Source organism: Halorientalis pallida, from assembly GCF_004118325.1.
Classification (GTDB): Archaea; Halobacteriota; Halobacteria; order Halobacteriales; family Haloarculaceae; genus Halorientalis; species Halorientalis pallida.
The window spans coordinates 123382-146249 of the sequence record NZ_RDFA01000001.1 but is presented as its reverse complement, the minus strand read 5'-3'; the positions used below and the strand labels follow the sequence as shown (position 1 = coordinate 146249).

At 67.6% G+C, this 22868-nt stretch carries 19 protein-coding genes; 10 read left to right on the top strand and 9 right to left on the bottom strand.

The window, feature by feature from the left end; translation table 11 throughout:
- Window positions 1–16: 16 nt before the first annotated feature.
- From EAF64_RS00835 to EAF64_RS00815, 5 genes are all read right to left on the bottom strand, one after another.
- Window positions 17–253, bottom strand: a complete 237-nt coding sequence (locus EAF64_RS00835) for an HVO_2901 family zinc finger protein (protein ID WP_077207588.1) — start codon at window positions 251–253, stop codon at window positions 17–19.
- Window positions 254–449: 196 nt separating this feature from the next.
- A complete protein-coding gene (locus EAF64_RS00830; RefSeq protein WP_129067088.1) occupies window positions 450–2753 on the bottom strand; it encodes a PAS domain S-box protein in 2304 nt (767 codons plus the stop codon).
- Between the two features lie 113 nt (window positions 2754–2866).
- Entirely contained in the window at window positions 2867–3736 is an 870-nt protein-coding gene (sucD, locus tag EAF64_RS00825; RefSeq protein ID WP_129067087.1) for a succinate--CoA ligase subunit alpha, read from the bottom strand.
- Window positions 3733–4878 carry an ADP-forming succinate--CoA ligase subunit beta gene (sucC, locus tag EAF64_RS00820; protein ID WP_129067086.1) on the bottom strand — a complete coding sequence of 382 codons (1146 nt, stop codon included), beginning with the start codon at window positions 4876–4878 and terminating at the stop codon, window positions 3733–3735. The genes sucD and sucC overlap by 4 nt, the downstream gene beginning before the upstream one ends.
- 331 nt (window positions 4879–5209) lie before the next feature.
- Complete coding sequence (locus EAF64_RS00815; protein WP_129067085.1) at window positions 5210–5863, bottom strand: hypothetical protein; 654 nt, start codon at window positions 5861–5863, stop codon at window positions 5210–5212.
- A 177-nt stretch (window positions 5864–6040) separates the two neighbouring features.
- Between EAF64_RS00815 and EAF64_RS00810 the strand changes: the two genes are divergently transcribed.
- Entirely contained in the window at window positions 6041–7009 is a 969-nt protein-coding gene (locus EAF64_RS00810) for a transcription initiation factor IIB (RefSeq protein ID WP_129067084.1), read from the top strand.
- Window positions 7010–7022: 13 nt separating this feature from the next.
- On the opposite strand, the gene EAF64_RS00805 is transcribed toward EAF64_RS00810, so the two are convergent.
- On the bottom strand, window positions 7023–7748 hold the full coding sequence (locus tag EAF64_RS00805) for a bacteriorhodopsin (RefSeq protein ID WP_129067083.1): 726 nt from the start codon (window positions 7746–7748) through the stop codon (window positions 7023–7025).
- A 2-nt stretch (window positions 7749–7750) separates the two neighbouring features.
- Window positions 7751–10054: a methyl-accepting chemotaxis protein gene (locus EAF64_RS00800; RefSeq protein ID WP_129067082.1), complete on the bottom strand. Its 2304-nt coding sequence runs from the start codon at window positions 10052–10054 to the stop codon at window positions 7751–7753.
- 181 nt (window positions 10055–10235) lie between these two features.
- Between EAF64_RS00800 and EAF64_RS00795 the strand changes: the two genes are divergently transcribed.
- The gene (locus tag EAF64_RS00795) at window positions 10236–11750 is read left to right on the top strand and encodes a protein kinase domain-containing protein (RefSeq protein WP_193767525.1); all 1515 of its coding nucleotides are present in this window, start codon (window positions 10236–10238) and stop codon (window positions 11748–11750) included.
- Window positions 11747–12499: a hypothetical protein gene (locus tag EAF64_RS00790; protein WP_129067080.1), complete on the top strand. Its 753-nt coding sequence runs from the start codon at window positions 11747–11749 to the stop codon at window positions 12497–12499. Before EAF64_RS00795 ends, EAF64_RS00790 begins: the two co-directional genes overlap by 4 nt.
- Window positions 12500–12662: 163 nt before the next feature.
- Here EAF64_RS00790 and EAF64_RS00785 read toward each other — a convergent pair whose 3' ends face one another.
- The gene (locus EAF64_RS00785; RefSeq protein ID WP_129067079.1) at window positions 12663–13325 is read right to left on the bottom strand and encodes a glycerophosphodiester phosphodiesterase; all 663 of its coding nucleotides are present in this window, start codon (window positions 13323–13325) and stop codon (window positions 12663–12665) included.
- Between the two features lie 125 nt (window positions 13326–13450).
- On the opposite strand from EAF64_RS00785, the gene EAF64_RS00780 reads away from it, so the two are divergent.
- The 4 genes from EAF64_RS00780 to EAF64_RS00765 all read left to right on the top strand — a co-directional run bounded on the left by EAF64_RS00780 (window position 13451) and on the right by EAF64_RS00765 (window position 17495).
- Entirely contained in the window at window positions 13451–14158 is a 708-nt protein-coding gene (locus EAF64_RS00780) for an SDR family oxidoreductase (RefSeq protein ID WP_129067078.1), read from the top strand.
- On the top strand, window positions 14106–14570 hold the full coding sequence (locus EAF64_RS00775) for a DUF7509 family protein (protein WP_129067077.1): 465 nt from the start codon (window positions 14106–14108) through the stop codon (window positions 14568–14570). Before EAF64_RS00780 ends, EAF64_RS00775 begins: the two co-directional genes overlap by 53 nt.
- Before the next feature lie 61 nt (window positions 14571–14631).
- Complete coding sequence (locus EAF64_RS00770) at window positions 14632–15969, top strand: sodium-dependent transporter (protein ID WP_129067076.1); 1338 nt, start codon at window positions 14632–14634, stop codon at window positions 15967–15969.
- A 128-nt stretch (window positions 15970–16097) separates the two neighbouring features.
- Window positions 16098–17495, top strand: a complete 1398-nt coding sequence (locus EAF64_RS00765) for a sodium-dependent transporter (RefSeq protein ID WP_129067075.1) — start codon at window positions 16098–16100, stop codon at window positions 17493–17495.
- On the opposite strand, the gene EAF64_RS00760 is transcribed toward EAF64_RS00765, so the two are convergent.
- A complete protein-coding gene (locus EAF64_RS00760) occupies window positions 17496–18116 on the bottom strand; it encodes a uracil-DNA glycosylase family protein (protein ID WP_129067074.1) in 621 nt (206 codons plus the stop codon).
- 106 nt (window positions 18117–18222) lie between these two features.
- Between EAF64_RS00760 and acs the strand changes: the two genes are divergently transcribed.
- The 3 genes from acs to EAF64_RS00745 all read left to right on the top strand — a co-directional run.
- Entirely contained in the window at window positions 18223–20187 is a 1965-nt protein-coding gene (gene acs / locus EAF64_RS00755) for an acetate--CoA ligase (protein WP_129067073.1), read from the top strand.
- Between the two features lie 125 nt (window positions 20188–20312).
- The gene (locus EAF64_RS00750; RefSeq protein WP_129067072.1) at window positions 20313–22133 is read left to right on the top strand and encodes a bacterio-opsin activator domain-containing protein; all 1821 of its coding nucleotides are present in this window, start codon (window positions 20313–20315) and stop codon (window positions 22131–22133) included.
- A gap of 243 nt (window positions 22134–22376) precedes the next feature.
- The coding region (locus tag EAF64_RS00745; RefSeq protein WP_153188278.1) for an acetyl-coenzyme A synthetase N-terminal domain-containing protein at window positions 22377–22868 on the top strand (492 nt) is incomplete at its 3' end.

The following is a 22868-nucleotide window of genomic DNA, read 5'->3' as shown; positions in this document are numbered from 1 at the left end:
AGAACTGAGATCCGGGTTACTGTTTCGCGACGCGGGCGTTCGCTACCTGGTGGATGTCCTCGCCGATACCCTCGCCGTCGCAGTCGTCGGTCGGGCAGCGATAGTGCCACCCGTCCGTGGTCGCCGACCGCTCTGTAAAGCGTTCGCCACAGTTGTCACAGAACAACTGGCCCTCGGAGCACGTGTCTCGGTGGAGGTCGAGCTCGAGTTCCGTGGCGAACGTCCGCTTGCAGTTCCTGCAGGTGTGAGCCATACTAGACACAATTCAAATCGAACCTTATATCTGCACCGGAACGTTCATCGCTCCGGATTCGGGCCGATCGGCCCGTTCCAGCCCGCAGACGGCGTCGGGACGGTCGGAGCGAAGCGCCGACTGAGGACGGTTTCGAGGCTCGGGACGGGGGTACAACAGGACACTACGGGGTGGTATGGACTGCTTTACGGCCCGTTCAGCGATCGGTCCAGTCGATACCGCCGATCTCGAACCGGGCACCGCCCGGTGACCCACTGTCCTCGCCACTCGAGCCATCGCTCGCGCCGTCGTCCCGCCGGTGGCCGGTCGAGCTGTCGACGGACTGGCCCGAAACGCCCTGCCGTGACCGCTCGTCACCACGAGCGGCGGCGTCGGTGACGCTGAGGCTCCAGTCGTGTGCTTCCGCGATATCTTTGACGATCACCAGGCCGAGGCCGGTGCCCTCGTCGGACGTGGAGTAGCCCGACTTGAACACGTCGTCGCGCTCGGTGTCGGGGATCCCCGGGCCGTCGTCCTCGACGTAAAAGCCGGACTCGGCGTGGCCGCCGTCGGTCGCGCCCTCCGCGTCGGTCATCGTGCCCACGGAGACCTTGACCGCCTCACCGCCGTGTTCGATCGCGTTCCGGAAGAGGTTCTCCAGCAGGGAGGCCAGCCTGGCGCGGTCGGCCGGGAGCGTCCCGAGGTCGTCGTCGAGGTGGAGCGACGCCTCGTAGGTCTCGACGTTCTTCCAGGCGTCGCGGGCCGCCGACGCCAGGTCGATCGGCTCGGTCTCGCCGACGGTCTGACCGTCCCGTGCCAGCGTCAGGAGGTCGTCGATCATCCGCTCCATCCGCATCGCCGACCGCTCGATGGCGTCCAGGTGCTCCTCGCCAGGGCGGTCACGTGCGAGGTCGACCCGGCCGAGGATGACGTTCAGCGGGTTCCGGAGGTCGTGGGAGACGACGCTGGCGAACCGGTCGAGACGTTCGTTCTGCCGGCGCAACTGCTGTTCCCTGGCCTTCCGCTGTGTGATGTCCCGGACGACGCCCGCCGTCCCGCGGAACTTCCCGTCCGACACGAGCAGCGCCACGTGGTCCTCACAGCGGATGTGGTGCCCGTCCTTGTCGATGGCCTCCATCTCGAAGGTCGCCCGCGTTCGCTCCTCGCTCTCCACCAGTTCCCCGATGAGGTCCCGGGCCGTCTCCACGTCCTGCTGGCGCATGACTTTCCCGACGAACTCGCCGAGCAGTTCCTCCTCCTGGTAGCCCGTCACCGACAGCAGGGCGTCGTTGACGAACGTGATCTCACCCTGTTCGTCGAGCGTGTACACCGCGTCACCGACGGCTTCGACGATGGTCTGGTACTGGACGAGCTCTTCCTCCCGGGCCAGGCGCTCGCTGATGTCCCGGGCGACGCCGGCGATGGCGTCGATCTCACCGTCCTCGTCCGACAGCGGCGCACCCCGGAACTCGAAGGGGAGCCGTCGGCCGTCCTTGGTGCGGACTTCGGCCTCGATCACCGCACTGCCCGTCGCGACGGCGTCCCGGACCTTCCGGATGGCCTCGTCGTAGTACTCCTCGGGGAGCAGGTCGAACGCGCGCATCTCGTCGAGTTCCTCGTCGGTGTACCCGGTCACTGCACAGAGCTGGTCGTTCCAGCGCACCAGGTCCCCCTCGAGCGAGAACACGAAGATGACGTCCTCGAGCGTGTCCAGGATCGTCTCCATGAACTCCTTGGTCTCGGCGAGTTCCCGCTCTTGCCGGCGGCGCTCGGTCACGTCCCGGACGGATCCGAGCACGGCCGCCTCACCGTCGTAGGTCGTCGTCTGGACGGAAAACTCCAGGTGGCGAGTCTCGTCGTCCTTGCGCACGACCCTGGCCTCGTAGGTGTTCGGGGCCTCCTCGTCCGGGCGGCGACGGCGGGAACCGACCTCTTTGACCCACTCCCGATCGTCCGGATGGACCAGGTCCCAGATGTCCATCTCGTACAGCTCCTCGGGCTCGTAACCGGTGATCTCGGTGATTCGGTCGTTGACGAACAGGAAGCGATCGTCGTGGTAGATGTAGATGCCGTCGTGACTGCGCTCGACCAGCGTCCGGTACCGCTGTTCGCTCTCGCGGAGCGCCAGTTCGCTCCGGTAGGTGTCCACGCCGTCCTCGATGGCCGTGGCTAGCGCCGCCGCCGGATCGTCCCCGTTGCGTCTGACGTAGTCGGTGACGCCCACGCCGATGGCCTCGCTGGCGACCCGGTCGTCGGGCTGGTCGGTGACCAGAACCACCGGGACGTTCGGGTGGGCCTCGCGGACCGCCTCGATCAGCGTCACGCCGTCGGTATCGGGGAGCGCGTAGGTCGTGACCAGACAGTCGGCCTCGGACACGCGCGAGAGCGCTTCGTCCCCGGTCGCGACGGCCTCGACGGTCACCGCGTCCGGCCCGGTTATCCGGGACGTGGACCGGTTCAACAGTCGCTCGTCGGTTCCGACGCCGACGACCGAGAGCGAGTCCCCAGACGAGGCTGTCATTGTGCTTGGATTGCTAACGGAATTGTTTAATCTATCCCGTAAAACTATCGGAAGCTTCCTCGAACAGCCGGAAACGCCGTCCGGCGGGTCCGGCCCGGCAAGGCCTGACGGGGCTACAGGATATCCTCGACGTGGTCGGCGACTTCCTCGGGGGTGTCACCGACGGGCGTGCCCGCGTTCTCCAGCGCGTCGATCTTCGACTGTGCGGTTCCGGTCCCGCTGCCGGAGACGATGGCACCCGCGTGGCCCATCCGCTTGCCCGGCGGGGCGGTCCGGCCGGCGATGAAGCCGACGACCGGCGTGTCCATGTTCGCGCCGATGTACCGGGCGGCCTCCTCCTCGTCCTCCCCGCCGATCTCGCCGCACATGACCACTGCGTGCGTGTCGGGGTCGGCCTCGAACAGTTCGAGGGCGTCGATGAAGTCCGTCCCGATGATCGGGTCGCCGCCGATGCCGATGGCGGTGGTCTGACCGAGGCCGCGCTCGGTCAGGTTGTCGACGACCTGGTAGGTCAGGGTGCCCGACCGCGAGACTAGGCCGACGTTACCCGACGAGAAGATGTTGCCGGGCAGGATACCGAGTTTGGCGACGCCGGGGGTGATGACGCCGGGACAGTTCGGACCCACGAGGTGGGTGTCGGTCTCCTGCAGTTTGCGGTAGACCTTGCTCATGTCCTGGGTCGGGATGCCCTCCGTGATGGCGACCACGAGGTCGACAGGTGCGTCGAGGGCCTCGAAACAGGCGTCGGCCGCGAACGCGGGCGGCACGAACACGACGGCCGCGTTGGCGTCCTCCTCGCGGGCCGCGCGGTCTACGGTGTCGTAGACGGGCACGCCGGCGACCGCCTGGCCGCCCTTGCCCGGCACCGCGCCGGCGACGACGTTCGTGCCGTACTCGAGCATCTGTTCGGTGTGGAACTTGCCTTCCCCGCCCGTGATGCCCTGCACCACGACGCGGGTGTTTTCGTCTACTAGAACGCTCATTGTGAGTCCTCCTCCGCGTATTCGACCGCGCGCTGGACGGCGTCTTCCAGCGTCTTCTCGACGGTCACCAGATCCGTGTTCAGAATCTCCATGCCTTCCTCGGCGTTGGTCCCGGCGAGTCGGACGACGACCCGCTTGGGGATCTCGTCGAAGGCCTCCAGCGCCTCGTTGATCCCCTGGGCCACTTCGTCACCACGAGTGATCCCGCCGAAGATGTTGAAGACGACGGCGTCGACGTTCTCGTCGGAGAACACCATGTCGAGGGCGTTGGTGACGCGTTCGGCCTTCGCACCGCCGCCGATGTCGAGGAAGTTGGCGGGTTGACCGCCGTAGTGGTCGACCAGATCCAGCGTCGTCATGACCAGGCCCGCGCCGTTGCCGATGATGCCGACGTTACCGTCCAGGCGAACGTAGTCGAAGCCGTAGTCGTTGGCTTTGGCTTCCAGGTCGTCCTCGGCGGCTTCCTCCTGCATCTCCGCGAGGTCGGGCTGGCGGAACAGGGCGTCGCCGTCGATGTTCATGACCGCGTCGGCGGCGACGACCTCGTCGTCCGCCGTGATCATCAGGGGGTTGATCTCCGCGTCGGCGCCGTCCTTGGCTGCCCAGAGGTCGTACAGCGTCGTCAGCACGGAGGCCACGTCGTTGGCGACCGTCCGGTCGACGCCAGCGTCGTAGACGGCCTTGCGGGCCTGGTAGGGGTGCATGCCGAAGGCCGGGTCCACGTGTTCGCGGGCGATGGCGTCGGGGTCCTCGGCCGCGACTTCCTCGATGTTGACGCCGCCGCGTGTCGAGACCATGGCGACGGGTTTCCCCTCGCCGCGGTCCATCGTCACGCCGACGTACAACTCGTTGGTGAAGTCGACGGCCTCCTCGACCAGCACGCGGTCGACGTGGTAGCCTTTGAGGTCCATGCCGAGGATCTCGTCGGCGGCCTCGCGGGCCTCGTCGGCGTCGTCGACGAGCTTGATTCCGCCGGCTTTGCCGCGCCCGCCGACCTGTACCTGTGCCTTGATCGCGACCGGATAGCCGATCGCCTCGGCCGCGTCGACCGCCGCGTCGACGGTCTCGGCGAGTTCCGCGTCGGGGGTGGGAATGCCCGCCTCCGCGAAGACCCGTTTTGCCTGGTACTCGTGGAGCTTCATTACCACCGTCAACAGCGCCCGCGACCCGCTTAAATCCACCCGGTCTATGCCCGGTGTTCCCACGATCCGACACGTCGTCCGTGCCGATCCGTCGAAGGCTCGGGGTATTATCGGGGGTTATGTCCAAATTCAAACCTGATAATTTGAACCCAAAATTAAATACCAATAAAATCCTCGACCATAATGTTGGCACGTTACAGTGCCACACCCCAACTTCCCACCCCCGTTTCCCACCCACTCTCCCCCGTTCGGTCGTCTCTCCCCGATCGAACGTCCTTTCACTACACTCCACAGCTGTGGGACCGGACGATGGCGTGTGGCGGTCTCGGGCTCAGAAGTCCCCGGCCAGCCGTCGTTCGCGCATCGTCCGATAGAAGAGATACCCCAGGCTGACGATGGCGGCCAGGATCGTCACGAGGATGACGGCCCACCCGCCGAGGAAGCCGAGCCCGCCGAGCAGTTCGGTGTACCGGTAGTCGAGGTTGAACAGGAGCATCAGAGTCCCTGCGCCGGCCATCCCGCCGCCGATGTCGATCGGCTGGGGTCTCCGGACGTAGAGCGCGCCCATGACCGCCAGGACGAATCCGAGCCCGAGCAGGCCCTGCGAACGGTTCGATTCCGTGTTGAAGTCCGGGCGGCTGAGCGTCCAGACGTAGAACTGCTCGTCGCCGCGCTCGATCCGGTAGATCTCGCCCTCGACCCGCACCGCCTGCCCCGTCTGGACGAACGTGAATTCTTCCGCCCGGTTCTCGTCTCCACGGAAGGTGATCCGGCCGGACTCGGCGGCCTGTGCCCGGTCGACGAGGGTCTGGGCCCGGCTCGATATGTTCTCGTACGTGTAGTTGGCCGCGGCCGTCCCGTTGTACGAGTCCAGCAGCCGCACCTCGTTCACCTCGTCCGGATTCGGGTAGAGATACACCGGATTCGCGAGCAACAGCACCGCGATGACCAACAGTCCCACCCCGAGCACCCGATGGTCGTCCATTCGTCCGGACACATTTCTGTCCCCGAAGGTAAGCTTTTCGTGAGGTAAATCACCGGCCAGTGGCTCCGTACCGCCGATATCGTGCCCACGGGAACCCTGAACCACTGGCGGGTCATTTGGTGTCTTCTGACGTACCGAAGGGTTTTTATATGCTCCTGCTTGTTCTATATAAGAACGATGGTTCGTCCGAGTCGCCAGCGGGAGCGCGAGCAGGACCGAGCGACCGAGAAAGAGACTGGGGACGACGAGGAGATGCAGAGTTGTCCCGAGTGCGAGTCAGCAAACCTGGTATCGAGCGCTGACGGAGGTGAAATCGTCTGTGAGGACTGCGGACTGGTGATCGAAGAGGAGAACATCGACCGGGGTCCGGAGTGGCGCGCGTTCAATCACAGCGAGCGACAGAGCAAGTCGCGCGTGGGCGCGCCGACGACCCAGACGATGCACGACAAGGGGCTGACCACACAGATCGACTGGAAGGACAAAGACGCCTACGGTCAGTCGCTGTCCTCCGAGAAGCGGAGTCAGATGCACCGGCTCCGGAAGTGGCAGGAACGCATCCGGACCAAAGACGCCGGCGAGCGCAACCTGCAGTTCGCACTCTCCGAGATCGACCGGATGGCCTCCGCGCTCGGGGTCCCGCGCTCGGTCCGGGAGGTCGCGTCGGTCATCTATCGCCGGGCGCTGAACGAGGACCTGATCCGTGGCCGTTCCATCGAGGGCGTCGCCACGTCCTGTCTGTACGCCGCCTGTCGCCAGGAGGGCATCCCGCGCTCCCTGGAAGAGGTCTCTGACGTGTCCCGCGTCGATCAGAAGGAGATCGGCCGCACCTACCGGTACGTCGCCCAGGAACTGTCCCTGAAGATGGAGCCGGTCGACCCCAAACAGTACGTCCCGCGGTTCGCCTCGGACCTGAACCTCTCGGAGGAGGTCCAGTCCAAGGCCAACGAGATCATCGACGAGACCGCCGAGAAGGGCCTGCTCTCGGGCAAGTCCCCGACCGGCTACGCCGCCGCAGCCATCTACGCCGCCTCGCTGCTCTGTAACGAGAAGAAGACACAGCGCGAGGTCGCAGACGTCGCCCAGGTCACCGAGGTCACCATCCGGAACCGCTACCAGGAACAGATCGAAGCCATCGGCGTCCGGTAGGACGCTTCTCTCCTCAATCCGCTGTCGACGGCTCCCCAGCCGCAGGTTCGGCGTCGGCGTCCTCGCCCGTGACCAGCGACGCGATCGCGCGGCCGTTCAGCGCGATCAGGCCGAACCCGATCTTCGCCACCACGTCGATGTACGTGATCACGAGCGCCTGCGTCTCCAGGTCGAGGATCCCGATCCCGCTCTGGGCGAGGATCCAGACGACCGGATAGATCAGCCACAGCACCGCGATGAAGTTCAGCAGCGTTCGGTGCGTGCCGGCGACCTGCTCGTCACCCGTCCGGGCCACGTCGGTGACCGGGCCGTACAGCAGGTAGAGCACGCGGACGAACGCCAGGCCGCCGGCCGCGAACAGGACCCACTTCAGCGGTCCCTCGACGTACGCACCGGCCAGGCCGAGGACGATCGTCAGCGCCTGCACGATCGTCACTTCCCAGAGGTACCGGCCGGTGACCCCGACGAGCAGGGCGAGGTAGGCCACGTGCATCGGCGTCGTCACCAGCCAGTCGATATACCGGACCGCGTAGATCGTGTGGCCGTCCATCGCCTGGATCGTCCCGATCTCGCCGCTCAGCAGCGCGTACGCGACCGCGGCGACGACGCCGACGCCGATCAGCAGCCAGTCCTCGCGGGCGTTCTCGCCGGGGGCACGCCAGAGCGCGTACCCCATCGCGAGCGTCCCGCCGATCATTCCGAGCGTCCCGAGCGTGAACCAGGTTGTGATGTCCGTCATGGTCAGTCGTCAGTGGTCGCGGTGGTGTTCGCGGATCCCGCGGCCGCGTTGAGCGCTTCCGCCTCGAACCGGTCGAGGAGGTTCGTCAGCTCCTGGGCGCGTGCCTGCAGCGCCTCCGCGTTGCTCGCCACTTCGTCGATGGAGTCGGTCTGTTCGTCGGCCGCCTCGGCCACCGTGTTGGCCTCCGAGGAGGTCTGCTGGCTGATCGCCGTCAGGTGATCGATGGTCCCCATCACCTCCTGGGCGGTCCGGGCCTGTTCGGCCGTCGCGTCGTCGATCTCCTGGATGCCCGTATCCAGTTCCTCCGTGTACTCGACGATGGTCTCCAGGGCGTCGACGGCGTCCTCGACCGTCGCCACACCGTCCGTGATTCGGTCCTGGGTCTGTTCCATCGTCTCGACGGTATCACCGGCCTGGCTCTGGACGCGATCGATCCGCTGTTCGATGTCGTTGGCGGCCTCCTTGGTCTCCTCGGCCAGCTGTTTGACCTCGTCGGCGACGACGGCGAACCCTTCGCCGGCCTCGCCCGCTCGCGCGGCCTCGATAGAGGCGTTCAGCGCGAGCATGTTCGTCTGTTCGACGATGTTGGTGATGACCGAGACGATGTCACCGATCTCGGAGAGTTCCTCGTCGAGGGCGTTCATCTCCTCGACCGTGCGATCGGTCTCCGCCTCGATGGCGCTCATGCCCTGGATGGCCTCCTGGGCGGCTTCCTGGCCGGTCTCGCCGACCTCGGCGGCCTTCTGGGAGGTGTCGGCGACCTCCTGGGCCGAGGAGGCGACCTCCTCGGCCGTGGCCGAGAGGTTCTCCATCTCACCGGCGGCGTCCTGGAGCGAGTCGGACTGTTCGCTCGCGCCGTCGTAGATCTCGCGGATTGACTCACGGACCCGCTGGCTCGCCTCTTCGACCGTCGCGGCGCTCCGGTCGACCTCCTGGCTGGACTGGAGGACGTTCTCGGCGAACGCCTGCGTGTTGGCGACGGTCGCTTCGAGGTCGGTGATCGCCTCGTTGATCGCCGCGCCGATCTCGGCCATCGCCTCGTTCTCGGCGTCGGTGTCGGCCCGCGCCGTGAGGTCGCCGTCCGCGACGGCCCCGAGGACGGTCCCGTACTCCTGGGCTTTCCGTTGGAGTTGGCTGTTCAAGGCCTCCGCCTCTTCACGCTCGCGTTCGGCCTCGACGCGAGCTTCTTCGGCCTCCTGTTTGGCCGTCTGGGCCTCCTCCTTGGCTGCTTCCGTCTCGCGAATCTTCTCGCGCAACGACTCGCGCATCCGGTCGAACGAGTCGTACAGCGTCCCGATCTCGTCGTCACGGACGGTGCTCAGGTCCACGTCGAGGTTCCCGTCGGCCATCGCCTCCGCCCGGCCGGCCAGGCGGCGCAGCGAGATGGCCGTCCCGCTCCCGATAGTCACCCCGACCAGTCCGAGGTTGATGACCGCCAGCAGGATGAGTCCGATCAGGTCCGAGCTGATCTGATCGCCGAGCGCGTACGCCTGTTCGGACGGACTGTGGACCATCACGGTCCAGTCCTGGGCGGACATATCGGACATCCCCATCACGATAGTCTCGCCGTGCATCTCCCGTTCCATGAACTGCATCTCCCCGCTCCCGCCCTCGTGTTCCATCATGATCATCGAGGTGTTCGGGTGCGCGACGTACCGACCCTGTTCGTTGACGACGACGGTCGTGGAGTTGCCACGCGCCGCGGAGAGGGCCTCCGTTCGGCTGGCCAGGTCGGTCATGTACACGAGCGCCTTGTCCTCGGTCCCCGGAACCGGCGTGACGACCGCGAGAATCGGGTGGTCGGCGATCGGAACCCGGAACGGCTCGGAGACGTACACGTCCGAGGGGCCGTCGAAGTTCGGCGGGTTCTCCGCGAACGGCGCGCCCTGTTCGGCCGGGCTGACGCCGACGAACTGCTCGTTCGAACTCGCCTCGAAGGTCATGCTCGACGTGTTCAGGTAGTGAACTGCCACCACGTCCCCGGGCAGGCGGTCGTTCGCGACCTGCGACCGGAGCGCGTCGTTGATCGCCGCCGGGTCGCCGGACCCGAAGACCGGCAGCTCGGCGGTCGTCCGCACGTCGCCTTTCACCGCGCCCATCCACGTGTCGAGTTGTTGTGCGCGCGTCTCCGCGCTCGTCACGAGCTGGTCCTGTACGTCCTCCTGAAGCGTCGCCTGTGCCTGTGCGTTGATGACGGCACCCGAGACGACCACCACGAGAATGGCGAGCGCCAGGGCGAACCCGAGTCGCCTGGTGTAACGCTTGCTGACGAACGCCGGGAGGAGTGAACCCCGATCCGCTGTCATTGTTGGTCCAAATACTATCCCTTCAGTAAACCTTCCTCTTCGGTTCTCATTCCTGATAACTCCTGTGGCCGATACCGGGCGGTTCGAGGGCGATGGCGACCCGATCAGTCCCTCGTCGTCGGAAACGGGCACAACAGTCATGACCTGTGATACCAAAGCCACGACAGGTCAAGACGATTCGATGACAGAGTCAGGGGAAGACGCGTCGGCGGAGGTCGACACCGCCGTTCGGGCGGTCCTCGACGATCCGTCCGGGGGGCGGGCTCGCATTCCGACGCTGCTGGCCGCGCTGGACGAAGACGATCGGGAGTCCCGACTCTCGGCCGCGTGGGCGCTGACGCTCGTGTCGACCGCGAATCCGGATCTCCTCGAGGCCGTGACCAGACGACTCGCGGACCGACTGGCCGCCGACACACGCCAGCCCGAGACCCGGCACGCGCTGGGCTATCTCGGGCGGCGGTACCCCGAGCGTGTCGACGCCGTTCTCGACGAACTGGCCGCGGAGGCCGACGAGCGCGAGCGCCGTCGTCGCTATCTGTCGCTCTCACGCGGGTTCGCCCGGAGCGACTACGTCGGGCAGTCCGAGCGGAACCGCGACGTCGGGCGCACGCAGACGCCGGCGGCGGGTGGATCCACGGGGCCCCAGCGCGTCTACCGCGAGGAAGGGGAGGCCGTCGGTGGCCCGCCCGAGAACGAAAGCGGTGACGACGCGCGGGATCGACTCGAAGACGGGTCCGAAGACCGTAGCGACGACGGCAGCGCGGCCGAGGCCGACGACGAATCGGGGGACGCGGACTCGCTCTCCTCTCCGGCTGCCAAGCGGCGTCGCCAGGAGGCGGAACTGGCGGCGGTGGCCGAGCGCATCGGTATCGACAGGGTCGCGGCGCACAGCCGGTTCGACGAGTTGCAGGTCGTCTCGCGCGGGGTCGAGGGTCGCTTCGCCACCGTCTACCGGACCCGGGCGACTATCGGGGACTCGGCGGTCGGCGTAGCGCTCGGCGTGTTCGAGTCAGCCCCGGACCGGGCTCGATTCGAGGCGGACGTGGCCGGGCAACTCGAAAACTGGGCGGCGGTGTCCGACGACGACGGCGTCGCGACCCTCTACGACTGGGGGACCGACCCGTCGCTGTGGATGGCGACGGTCTTCACTGCGGAGTCGCTGTACGACAGGCTCGACCTCTCCATCGACGAAGCCGTCTGGAACGGACGCAGAGTCGCCGAGGCGGTTGCCGCCATCCACCAGCGCGGCGTCGTCCACGCGGGTCTGGACCCCTACAGCGTGGTGTACACCGGTACGACCATCGCGGACCGAAAGCGCCCGCTGGTGACGAACGTGGGCCTGTTACGTGCGATGCGGATGTACGTCGACCCCGCGTCGCTGCTCGATCCTCGCTTCGCCGCGCCGGAGTACTTCGACCGCGGGTTCGGCGACGTGGACCACGCCACCGACATCTACCAGCTCGGGGCCGTCCTCTACTATCTGGTCACCGGTCGGCCGCCGTTCCAGGGAACGTACGGCGAGGTGCGGACCGCAGTCCTCCAGTCGACGCCGCCGCTCCCCTCTGAGATCAACCCCGAGATCCCGGCGTGGCTCGACGACGTTCTCCGGACGGCGATGGCCAAACAGAAACTCACGCGCTACGAGACGGCGACCCAGATCGTCCGGGAGCTCGAACGGAGGGCAGGGGAGCGATGATCCCGTTCCAGACTTCGGTGTTCGCCCGGGACGCCGGCCTCGCCTTCGTCTTCTTCATCGCCTTCTCGCTGATGTTCGCGCTCGGCGTCCGGTTCGGCCTCTACGCGTACCTCAACGGCGAACACACCGAGGCCGAGGCCCAGTCGACGCTCTGGAACTACCTGTTGCTCGTCGGCCTGACGGCCGCGCTGTACGGTGCGCTCGGCCTGGTCGAAGCCGTGACGGCCGTCACGACCCCCGCGGCCGCCGTGACCACCCCGTACCGCGACGGCGTGATGCTCGCCTTCCTGCTCACGCTCGCGCTGACGATGCGAGAGATCAACACCAACGAGGCCCTCGCCAACGCCGGCCGGACCGCCGAACGTCCTCCCGCTACCCGTCGGTCGGTCGAGGTCGGGTTCGGAGTGCTGGTGACGACGAGTCTGTTCCTGTCCGGCCTCTTCGGCCCGACGGCGGTACTGGTCGCGGTCGAAGGCGTCGCCGCACTGGCCGCCGCCGGCTACGGGCTGACCTACGGGCGGCGACAGCTGACGAGGTCCGCGGTCCGGGGAACCCTGCTGGACTCGCTTCTGCGCCACCTGCTCCCCGTCGTCGCGTTCGCCACCCTCGTGCTGGTCGTCGACCTCACCCTGCTGGTCGGGCTCACCGTCGGCGTCGTCCGGCACGTGCAGGTCGTGTTCGTTATCATGACCGCGACGACGCTGATGACTGCGACGATCAAACTCCGGCAGAACGTGGCGGGGCTCTGAAAGTTTCTTCGGCAGCGACAGCCGATGGATTTATTTCCGTGCCGCCCCGAAAGGGAGTCACTGGCACAGGTTTCTGTGCCACCCCCACCATCCCCCACCCCTTCCTTTCGTTGCACGCCGGTAGCTCCCGCTGTAGGCGGACGCGCCGACGGTCGGCTCCCGATCAGTCCCCGCAGACGGCGGGCCGGTCGACGACGACACCGTCGACGCCGACCTGGGACAGGGCCTCGGTGTCGTGGCGCGACGGGACTGTCCAGGCGTTGACGTCGAGTCCAGCCTCGTGAGCGCGGTCGACGAATTCGTCGACACAGAGTTGCCAGTGTGGATGGATCGCTTCACAGCCGAGGTTCCGGGCTACGTTGAGCATCCCCTGCTCGTCGCCCTCGGCGGCGAGGAGGGCCAGCCGGTCCGCGCCGGCGTCGCTGGCTTCCTCGAGGATTTCGGCGGAGAACGCCGAGACGAGAACGTCGATCCCGGCGTCGTCGGCGGTGTCCAGCGCGTCGGCCGCGACGCCGCGCTCTTTGAGATCCAAGACGAGTTCGACGCCCTCGGGTGTCGCGTCGAGGAGCGATGGCAGCGTCGGAACGCCCTCGCCCGAGTCGAGCACGTCGAGTGCGGCCAGCTCACCGGCGGACGACTCGTCGACGCGACCCTGCCCGTCGGTCACGCGCTCGATGGTCTCGTCGTGGATCACGACGAGTTCGCCCGAGCCACACCGGCGCACGTCGATCTCGACCACGTCCGTGTGATCGGCCGCCGACCGAACGGCCGTGATCGTGTTCTCCGGATAGGTCTCGGCGAATCCCCTGTGGGCAATACAGCGCACGACCCCCGTTCGGACCGGCACGGAAAAGAGTTTTCCCCCTTACAGAAACCTCGCCGCCCGACGCCGAACCGGCAGAGTCGTCTGTCACTCGTGGTTTTTTGCCCGTCGGGACGGTACGAGGTGACATGCCAGTCGAGTTCGAATTCAGCGGCGAGACCGCCCTGGTGACGGGCGCCGGGGGTGCGCTCGGCAGTGCAGTGATCGAGGCCTTCCACGAGGCCGGTGCAGACGTCTGCGGTGCCGACATCATCGGCCCGGACAGCGAGGACTTCCTCACCGACCCCGATCCGGTCTGTCACCATCAGGCCGACTTCAGCGCCGAGGACGAGGTCGCCGAGACCATCGAGACCGTCGCCGAGGAGAACGGCGGCCTCGACTACCTCTGTAACGTCGCGGGCACGTGGCGTGGCGGTACGCCCATCGAGGAGACCGACGCCGAGGACTTCGACTTCCTGTTCGACGTGAACCTGAAGACGATGTTCCTCGCCTCGAAACACGCTCTCCCCCACCTCCAGAACAGCGAGGGGGCCATCGTCTCGGTCTCCTCGCGGTCCTCGCTGGAGGGCGGCGAGGGCGACGGCGTCTACCGCGCCAGCAAGGCCGGCGTCCGCCTGCTGACCGAGACCATTGCCGAGGAGAATCGCGGAACAGTGCGAGCGAACGCGGTGATGCCGAGCGTCATCGACACGCCGATGAACCGGGGAATGATGCCCGACGCCGACCACGACGCGTGGGTCGACCCGGCCGACATCGCCCGGACCGTGCTGGCGCTGTGTTCGGATGCCACGAGCGTCACCAGCGGCGCGGCGGTCCCGGTGTACGGGGAAGCCTGAGGACGGATCGACGGGGCTACTGCGTCCGCTCGGCCGCGCGCTCCCGCAGCGTCTCGAACAGCGGTTCGACCAGTCGGTCGCGTTCGCCGCCGCGAGCGACGCCAGCGCCTTCGTCTTCACGAGGGCCGGGCTGACGATCGGCGCGGGGGCCGAGGCCGGGGCAATCCCGGAGTACTTCGGGTTCCGCGACGACGAACCCTCGCGCCCGCCGGAACTCTGTCGGATCTTCGCCGAGGCGAACCGAGTCGAGCGCGACGGGCGGACGTATCTCGAACCGCAGTTCGCGTCCGCCTCCATCGACGAGATGGACGCAGCCTCCGACGTGCCCGTCGCACACTTCGCCGAGTACGACGAACTTCTCGACAAACTGATCGGATTCGTCGAGGGCGACGTGTTCGAGTTAGCCCGATGAAGTGTCGGTATCCGGGATCGCTCTCGCAATATTTTTGCGGCCGCTTGGCAACGACCGCGGTATGGTCGAACGAGCAACCTGGCGGACGAGACTCGGGTTCATCTTCGCAGCCGTCGGGAGCGCGGTCGGACTGGGCAACATCTGGCGGTTCCCCTTCCAGACCGCGGAGTTCGGTGGTGCGGCCTTTCTGTTCGTGTATCTCGTCGCAGTCGTGTTCATCGGCATTCCCGCGATCCTGTCCGAGTTCGTGATCGGGCGGCGGGCACAGCTCAACGCTATCGACGCGTTCGAGAAGCTGGGCCATCCCTCGTGGAAGGTCGTCGGTGCGCTCGGCGTGTTCACCGGCTTCTGGGTGCTGTCGTACTACAGCGTCATCGGCGGCTGGGTCATGCGCTACATCGTCGGCAGCCTCTCCGGTGCGTACTTCGGCGATCCGGCGACCTACTTCGGGACGGTTTCGGCGGGGCTCCCGGCGCTTGCGGCCCACGGCCTGTTCATGCTCGTCGCGGTCGGCATCGTCGCCTTCGGCGTCGAGGAGGGCATCGAGCGCGCGACGACGGTGATGGTGCCGGCCGTCCTGGTCTTGCTCGTCGGCATCGCCGTCTACGCCGCGACGCTGCCGGGTGCCGGGGAGGGCTACGCCTACTTCCTCACGCCGGAGCCGGGCGCGATCACGGCCAACCTCACGTCCGTCCTTCCGGCCGCGGTGGGGCAGGCGCTGTTCTCCCTGTCGCTCGGGTTCAGCGTCATGATCACCTACGCCTCCTACGTCGGCGAGGACGAGAACCTCGGCGTCGACGGGCTCTCCATCGCGGGCTTCAACACCGGCATCGGTGTCCTCGCCGGGCTGGTCGTCTTCCCCCTGCTGTTCGCACAGGGCGTCAGTCCCGAGACGGCGGGGCCGGGCGCGGTGTTCGTCTCCATCCCGACGGCGCTCGCCGACCTGCCCGTCGGCGGAATTCTCGGTCTCGTCTTCTTCCTCATCGTGCTGATCGCCGCACTCTCGAGCGCCATCAGTCTGCTGGAGGTGCTGGTCTCGTACATGGTGGACAACTACGGCTACGCGCGCAGGCGCCTGGCGACCATCGCCGGGACCGTCATCTTCCTGCTGGGCATCCCCTCGGCGCTGAAGACGGCGTGGCTGGGCTGGTTCGACGGCATCGCGGTCAACCTGTTCCTCCCGCTGGTCGTCTTCCTCGTCGTCGTGTTCGTCGGCTGGGTGCTCGCCGGCGAGGCGGTCGCGGAGATCCGTGAAGGGACCCGCGGCGGCGAATCACTCGCGACGGCCTGGCTGTGGACGGTCCGCACCATCGTCCTGCTCGGCGTCGGCCTGTCGCTTGCACTCGGCGTGTACGAACTCACGACGCCCAGTGGCGCGTACCTCCTCCCGCCGTTCTGACGACGACCGGCCGAATCGACCCCGACGGGACGTGCCCGCCGTCACCGCTCCTGTCAACGGATCTGCCTTCGTCGCTCCGCTCCGGCCGTCTCGACACGTTTTTCGCCGTCCGGTCACAGGCCCGACTGATGACGAGAGCATCGTGGCGGACGCGGATCGGGTTCATCCTCGCCGCCGTGGGCAGTGCCGTCGGTATCGGGAACGTCTGGCGATTCCCCTGGCTGACCGCCGAGAACGGCGGAGCGGCCTTCCTGCTGTTGTATCTCCTCTTCGTCGTGCTGGTCGGCGTCCCCGGCCTGCTCGGCGAGTTCGTGATCGGCCGCCGGGCCCGGAGCGACCCCATCGGCGCGTTCGCGAAACTGGGCGGAAAGAACTGGCGTCCCATGGGCGGGATCGCACTGCTGGCGTCGGTCGTCGTCCTCTCGTTTTACTCGGTGGTCGGCGGCTGGATCCTCCGGTACCTGCTGGGCAGCGCGACGGGCGCGTACTTCGCGGCCCCACAGCAGTTCTTCGCGGCCATCGACTACGGCCTCGGTGCGGTCGCCTTCCACGTCCTCTTCCTGTCGCTGACTGCGGCGGTCGTCTACGCCGGCGTCGACCGCGGCATCGAACTGGCGACCACGATCATGGTCCCCGGGATCCTCGTCCTGCTGGTCGGACTCGCCGCCTGGGCGAGTTCGCTCCCGAACGCGGCCGGCGGGTACGGCTTCTACCTCTCGATCGACTGGGGCTACCTGCAGGCGAACTTCCTCGACGTGGCCGCGGCCGCCGCTGGGCAGGCACTGTTCACCCTCTCGGTCGGTGCCGGCGTCATGCTCACCTACGCCTCCTACCTCGACGAGGATCGGTCGCTGGCGGCCGACGGGACGATCATCGCCGGGCTCAACACCCTCGTCGGGTTGCTCGCCGGCCTGGTGATCTTCCCCGTGCTCTTCTCGATTGGCGTCCAGCCGGGACAGGGCGGCCCCGGCGCGCTGTTCATCAGCCTCGCCGGTGCCTTCGCGGACCTCCCGTACAGCCGGGTGATCGGGGTCACCTTCTTCGGCGTCGTCACGCTGGCGGCGCTGTCCTCGGCCATCTCGCTGTTCGAGGTCCCCGTGGCCTACCTCGTCGACGAGTGGGACGTGTCACGCCCGCGGGCGACCGCCGGGGTCGGGACGCTCTTTCTCGTCACCGGGGGTGTCGCCGCGCTCTCGCCGAACCTGTTCACGCTGCTGGCCGACACCGTGGCGAACCTGGCGCTGACCGTCGGGCTGCTCGGCTTTCTCCTGTTCGACGGCTGGGTCCTCGGTCGGGTCGCGCTGGAAGAGTACGAGTCCGGTGCCGGGCCACTGGCGCGCACACTCGGTCGGCCGTGGCTCTACGCCATCGCCGTCGTCCTCCCCGTGTTCCTCGCGTTCACTGGGCTGTCCAGCGTAACGACGACGCTTGGCGTGTCGGTCCCGGCCGTCGGGCTACTCCTCGGGGCCGTGCTCGCCGTCGGTGTCGCCGTCGTCGTCCTCCGGCGGCCCGAGTCGGTGTTCTGATCACCGCACGAAGTAGGAATCGTCCCCCGCGATGAACCGACCGAGGTCGGCCTCGCGGCGGTAATCGGTCCGGTGGATCTCCCGGAGCGTCGCCACCAGTTCCTCGGCTTCGTCGTCCGTCCAGGCGGCCGGCTCGTCGACGGGGACGACGAGGAACCCGCCGCCACGTAGCTCCGTCGCGTGGAGCGCAACGACATCGTCGGGCACGGGGTGAGCGGTGTAGGTTTCGAGGACGTGACGGATGGCGCGCCCGCCGACGGGCAGGAGGACGTGGGCGGTGATGGCCCGGAGCTCCGCGTCGAACTGTGGCTCGACCAGGGGGTAGTCCGCATCCGTCGGCGTGCCGTCCGCACAGGGGTACAGATACGAGCAGAAGGTGCCGGCGACCTCGGGAGGCGTGCCGGTCGCCGCGAGCAGGCCACCGGCTGCGAGCGCGCGCTGGAGGCGGTCGGCGGCCGGGCAGTCGGTGAAGGGGACGCCCGAGTCCGCGCCGCCGTGGACGCTCGGGTGGTCGCCGATCACGTGGAAGTGCGCGTTGGCGTCGCCGTAGCCGGGGACCGGCCGCTCACAGGGGTAGGTCATCCCGAACGGGTTCGACGGGCGGTCCGTGACGTTCTCCACAGCGGTTTCAGGAGGGCCAGGAAGATAAGGAACGGCCCGGCTGCGGCTCACTCGCGGTCAGAAGTGCCAACGTTTATTCGCGCTAGACCGTAGTTCCGAGCGACAGATGCCCTCCGAGGACCCGGCGGCACCGTCTGCACGAGCGCCGGTAGGCGAGGCTGTCGACCCGCCGCCGTCGTTCGTCGAGCAGGCAAACGTCTTCGATCCGCGCGTCTACGAGGCGTTCGCGGAGAACTGGCCCGACTGCTGGGAACGGGCCGCCGACCTGCTCTCCTGGGCCGAGCCCTACGACGAGGTACTCGGCGGCGCGGGCCCGCCTTTCCGCTGGTTCGACGGCGGGCAACTCAACGCGTCGTACAACTGCCTCGACCGCCACGTCGAGAACGGCCGGAAGAACCAGGTCGCCCTGACATGGGAGGGGCGACTCGGCGAGTCCCGGACCTACTCCTATCTGGAACTATACCGGGAGGTCAACGAGTTCGCGGCCGCGCTCCGCGACCTCGGCGTCGAGGAGGGCGACGTGGTGACGCTGTACATGCCGATGATCCCGGAACTGCCGGTGGCGATGCTGGCGTGTGCCCGGATCGGCGCGCCCCACTCGGTCGTGTTCGCGGGCTTCTCGGCCAACGCCCTGGCTGCCCGGATGGACGACGTCGACTCGGCGTATCTGGTCACCTGTGACGGCTACTACCGCCGTGGCGCGCCGGTCCACCAGAAGAGCAAGGCGGACAACGCCGCTATCGACCTCGAACAGGACGTGACGACGGTCGTCGTCGACCGACTCGGCGACGGGACGCCGCTGGCCGACGGCGAACACGACTACGAAGGCCTGGTGGCGACGCACCGTGGCGAGACCGTCGAGCCCGTGGCCCGGGACGCCACCGACCAGCTGTTCCTGATCTACACTTCCGGCACGACCGGTGAACCGACTGGCGTGCGCCACACGACCGGTGGCTACCTCGCACACGTCGCCTGGACCGCCCACGCCGTCCTGGATATCAAGCCCGAAGACACCTACTGGTGTTCGGCCGACATCGGCTGGATCACCGGCCACAGCTACACCGTCTACGGCCCGCTCGCACTCGGGACGACGACGATGCTGTACGAGGGCACGCCCGACCACCCCGAGAAGGACCGGGTGTGGGAGCTGATCGAACGCAACGCGGTCGACGTGTTCTACACCGCCCCGACCGCGATTCGGGCGTTCATGAAGTGGGGCGAGAAACATCCAGAACGCCACGACCTGTCGAGTCTCCGGCTCCTGGGCACCGTCGGCGAACCGATGAATTCACGCGCTTGGACGTGGTACCGCGACCACATCGGGAACGGGGAGTGTCCGGTGGTCGACACCTGGTGGCAGACCGAGACCGGCGGGGTGATGGTCTCCACCCTTCCGGGCGTCGACCGGATGAAGCCCGGCGCGGCGGGTCGCCCGCTCCCGGGGATCAGCGCGGACGTGGTCGACGGCGCGGGCGAACCGGTCGACCCCGGCGAGTCCGGCTATCTCGTCGTCACTGACCCCTGGCCGGGGATGCCCCTGTCGATGGTTCACGACGAGGACTGGTTCGCTGACCGTGACCCGACCCAGCCGAACCTCGACGGCTACGACTGGGCGTACTTCACCGAGGACGGCGCGACCGTCGACGAGGACGGCTACGTGACCCTGCTGGGCCGGGTCGACGACGTCCTCAACGTCTCGGGCCACCGCTTCGGGACCATGGAGATCGAGAGCGCCATCGCCGACGTGACCGGCGTCGCCGAGGCCGCCGTCGTCTCCGGTCCCCACGACCTGAAGGGCGAGGCGATCTACGCCTACGTCAGCCTCGCGGAGGGAGAAGACGAGGCGACGCTCCGCCAGCAGGTCGACGACGCCGTCGAGTCGGCCATCGGCCCCATCGCCGTCCCCGACGTGGTCGTGTTCACACCCGACCTGCCGAAGACCCGTTCGGGGAAGGTGATGCGCCGCCTGCTGGAGTCGGTCGCCCACGACGAGGACCTCGGCGACACCAGCGCGCTCCGCAACCCCGAGGTCGTCGGCGAACTCGAATCCGCGCTCGACGACGAGGAGTGACGTTTCGGATCTTCCACGATCTCCGAAACGATTTATTCCCCGAATCTCGGCTGTATATTCTCACCCCGGTCGAGACGGGCGGCGGCGCAAGATTGATCTTTCGCGTTTCCGAAAATGGACGAAACATGTGTGCCGTGGACACCGACGTCGGGACGACGGTGACGCCGGCGTCGTACCGTCGGCTCCGGCGCGCGACCGACACGCTCCGCGCGGAGCTGGTCGTCAGGCTGGTCGGCGAGGTCGGCCTGCGGGCGGCGGAGATCGCCCGCGTGCGGCCAGCCGACGTGGGGCACTACGACCGCGACGGCACCGATCATTACTTCGTCGCGGTGCCCGACGACGACGGCGGGACCGACCGGCGGGCGTACCTCCCGCCGGACGTGGAACACGACCTCCGGCAGTTCGCCCGCGCGAACGACGTGGACGACGGGGAGCGACTGGTGCCGGTGTCGCCCCGGCGGGTACAGATGCTCGTCGCCGAGACGGGCGAGCGCGCGGCCGACCGGACCGGCGACGAGCGGTTCCGATCCGTCTCTTCGCGGACGCTCCGGCAGTTCTTCGCGCGCCGACTCCTCGCCGAGGAGGGAGTCGACCCTCACGTCGTCGCGACCGTCGGCGGGTGGGGGAGTCTGGAGCGCGTCGAGCGGTTCCTGCCGGACCTGGACCGGGCCGACGTGGCGGCGGCGTTCGAGCGGACCTCGCTGGTCGAGGGAGCCGACGGGCCGTCCGCCGACGGGCCGACCGTCGGATCGCGATTCGACGCCGCTTTCGAGCGAATTCGGGCCGCCGCCGACGCGCTGTCGACCGCCTCGACGCGGGGCGGGGTCGAGCGCCGGACCTGTGAACGCCTCGTGGACGGCGAACCCTACGCCGTGGCCTGGATCGGCCAGCAACGCGGGGACGCGGTCGGCGTCGCCGCACAGGCTGGTGCCGGTGCGGTCGAACTGGACGGAGTGTCGCCCGAGGACGGCGCCGTCGGAGCGGCGTTGTCGACGGACGAGGTTCGGACAACCGACGACGTGCAGTCGGACCCTGCGTTCGGCGCCTGGCGTGATCACGCCGACGCGACCGGCTACCGGGCGGCGGCGGTCGTCCCGGTGGGCGACGGCGAGTCGACCGACTCCGTCCTCGGCGTCGGGACGGTGGCCCCAGTGACCGATCGCGAGCGGGCACTGTTGTCGGATCTGGGTCGCCGTATCGGGCAGGCGATCACCGTCGTCGAACAGCGGAAACTCCTGCTGGCCGACACCGTCGTCGAACTCACCTTCGAGAGCGGCGATCAGGGGTCGTTCTTCGCCGGCCTGTCGGCCGAACACGACTGTACCCTGACGCTCGACGGCGTCGTGCCGGGCGAGGACGGGGCCCTGGTCTACTTCGTGACGCTGTCGGGCGCCGGCGCGGAGCAGGTCCTCTCGTGGGCGACCGACCGCGCCGCCGTCGACGACGCCCGCTTGGTGCGTGACTACGGCGACGAGTCGCTGCTCGAACTGGTGGTGTCGGGCCCGGACGTGGCGACGACGCTGGTCGATCACGGCGCGACGGTCGGGGAGATGGACGCCACGGCCGGGACCGAGCGTGTCGTCGGCCAGGTGTCCGCCGAGACCGACGTGCGCCAGTTGGTCGCGACGGTGACCGATGCCTTCCCCGACACGGAACTGGTGACCAAACGTGAGCGCGACCGCCCGGCCGAGACGCCGACTGCGTTCCGCGCGTCGCTGCGTGACTCCCTCACGGAAAAACAGTCGGCCGTCCTGCAGGCCGCTTTCCACGCCGGCTACTTCGAGTGGCCCCGGGGCAGCACCGCCGAGGAGCTGGCGGACGCCATCGGGATCACCTCGCCGACGCTCCACAACCACCTCCGGCGCGCCCAGCAGAAACTCCTGACCGCCTTCTTCACCGACGACCAGCGACCGGGCGACCCCGAGTCGCCGTGGGCCGAGGACTGAGACGCTCCGACTGGCTCCCCGTCGCTAACTGTTTAGTGATACGTTGGCGTTGCCGAAATCCTGCTCCTCAGGTCTCTTCGCGCGGTAAACACGAAAACGGTTTGGTAGTTTATCACCTCCGACGAACGGGAATTCAACTCGTTCGTGTTCCCGACCGAAGGATCGGCGGTTGGGCGTCCGTCACTGGTTAGCATAATTAGAACCGTTTCTTTAGGGCGATGTCGTGAATGATGATGATGGACCATGTCCGAGGAATCCGAGGGTGAACTCGAAGCCCGGTTACCGGAGGGAGAGAGTTTCGAGCCGCCCGAGTCGTTCGTCGAACAGGCGAACGTCACCGACGAATCCATCTACGAGGAGTTCGCGGAGAACTGGCCCGACTGCTGGGAGCGGGCCGCAGATCTGCTGGACTGGGCGGAACCGTACGATCAGGTACTCGACGACGGCGACGCCCCGTTCTACGAGTGGTTCGTAGACGGGAAACTCAACGCGTCGTACAACTGTCTGGACCGGCACGTCGAAGACGGCCGCGGCGACGAGGTCGCCATCGAGTGGGTCGGAGAACCGACCGACGAGGCTCGTACGTACACGTACTCGGAACTGCTGGACGAGGTCCAGGAGTTCGCGGCCGCGCTCCGCGACCTCGGCGTCGAGGAGGACGACGTGGTGACGATGTACATGCCGATGATCCCGGAACTGCCGGTGGCGATGCTGGCGTGTGCCCGGATCGGCGCA

Bases quoted from the DNA above. Each gene is read 5' to 3' on its own strand.
- EAF64_RS00835 (WP_077207588.1), bottom strand. From the start codon at position 253: ATGGCTCACACCTGCAGGAACTGCAAGCGGACGTTCGCCACGGAACTC.
- EAF64_RS00830 (WP_129067088.1), bottom strand. From the start codon at position 2,753: ATGACAGCCTCGTCTGGGGACTCGCTCTCGGTCGTCGGCGTCGGAACC.
- sucD (WP_129067087.1), bottom strand. From the start codon at position 3,736: ATGAGCGTTCTAGTAGACGAAAACACCCGCGTCGTGGTGCAGGGCATC.
- sucC (WP_129067086.1), bottom strand. From the start codon at position 4,878: ATGAAGCTCCACGAGTACCAGGCAAAACGGGTCTTCGCGGAGGCGGGC.
- EAF64_RS00815 (WP_129067085.1), bottom strand. From the start codon at position 5,863: ATGGACGACCATCGGGTGCTCGGGGTGGGACTGTTGGTCATCGCGGTG.
- EAF64_RS00810 (WP_129067084.1), top strand. From the start codon at position 6,041: ATGGTTCGTCCGAGTCGCCAGCGGGAGCGCGAGCAGGACCGAGCGACC.
- EAF64_RS00805 (WP_129067083.1), bottom strand. From the start codon at position 7,748: ATGACGGACATCACAACCTGGTTCACGCTCGGGACGCTCGGAATGATC.
- EAF64_RS00800 (WP_129067082.1), bottom strand. From the start codon at position 10,054: ATGACAGCGGATCGGGGTTCACTCCTCCCGGCGTTCGTCAGCAAGCGT.
- EAF64_RS00795 (WP_193767525.1), top strand. From the start codon at position 10,236: ATGACAGAGTCAGGGGAAGACGCGTCGGCGGAGGTCGACACCGCCGTT.
- EAF64_RS00790 (WP_129067080.1), top strand. From the start codon at position 11,747: ATGATCCCGTTCCAGACTTCGGTGTTCGCCCGGGACGCCGGCCTCGCC.
- EAF64_RS00780 (WP_129067078.1), top strand. From the start codon at position 13,451: ATGCCAGTCGAGTTCGAATTCAGCGGCGAGACCGCCCTGGTGACGGGC.
- EAF64_RS00775 (WP_129067077.1), top strand. From the start codon at position 14,106: ATGCCACGAGCGTCACCAGCGGCGCGGCGGTCCCGGTGTACGGGGAAG.
- EAF64_RS00770 (WP_129067076.1), top strand. From the start codon at position 14,632: ATGGTCGAACGAGCAACCTGGCGGACGAGACTCGGGTTCATCTTCGCA.
- EAF64_RS00765 (WP_129067075.1), top strand. From the start codon at position 16,098: ATGACGAGAGCATCGTGGCGGACGCGGATCGGGTTCATCCTCGCCGCC.
- acs (WP_129067073.1), top strand. From the start codon at position 18,223: ATGCCCTCCGAGGACCCGGCGGCACCGTCTGCACGAGCGCCGGTAGGC.
- EAF64_RS00750 (WP_129067072.1), top strand. From the start codon at position 20,313: ATGTGTGCCGTGGACACCGACGTCGGGACGACGGTGACGCCGGCGTCG.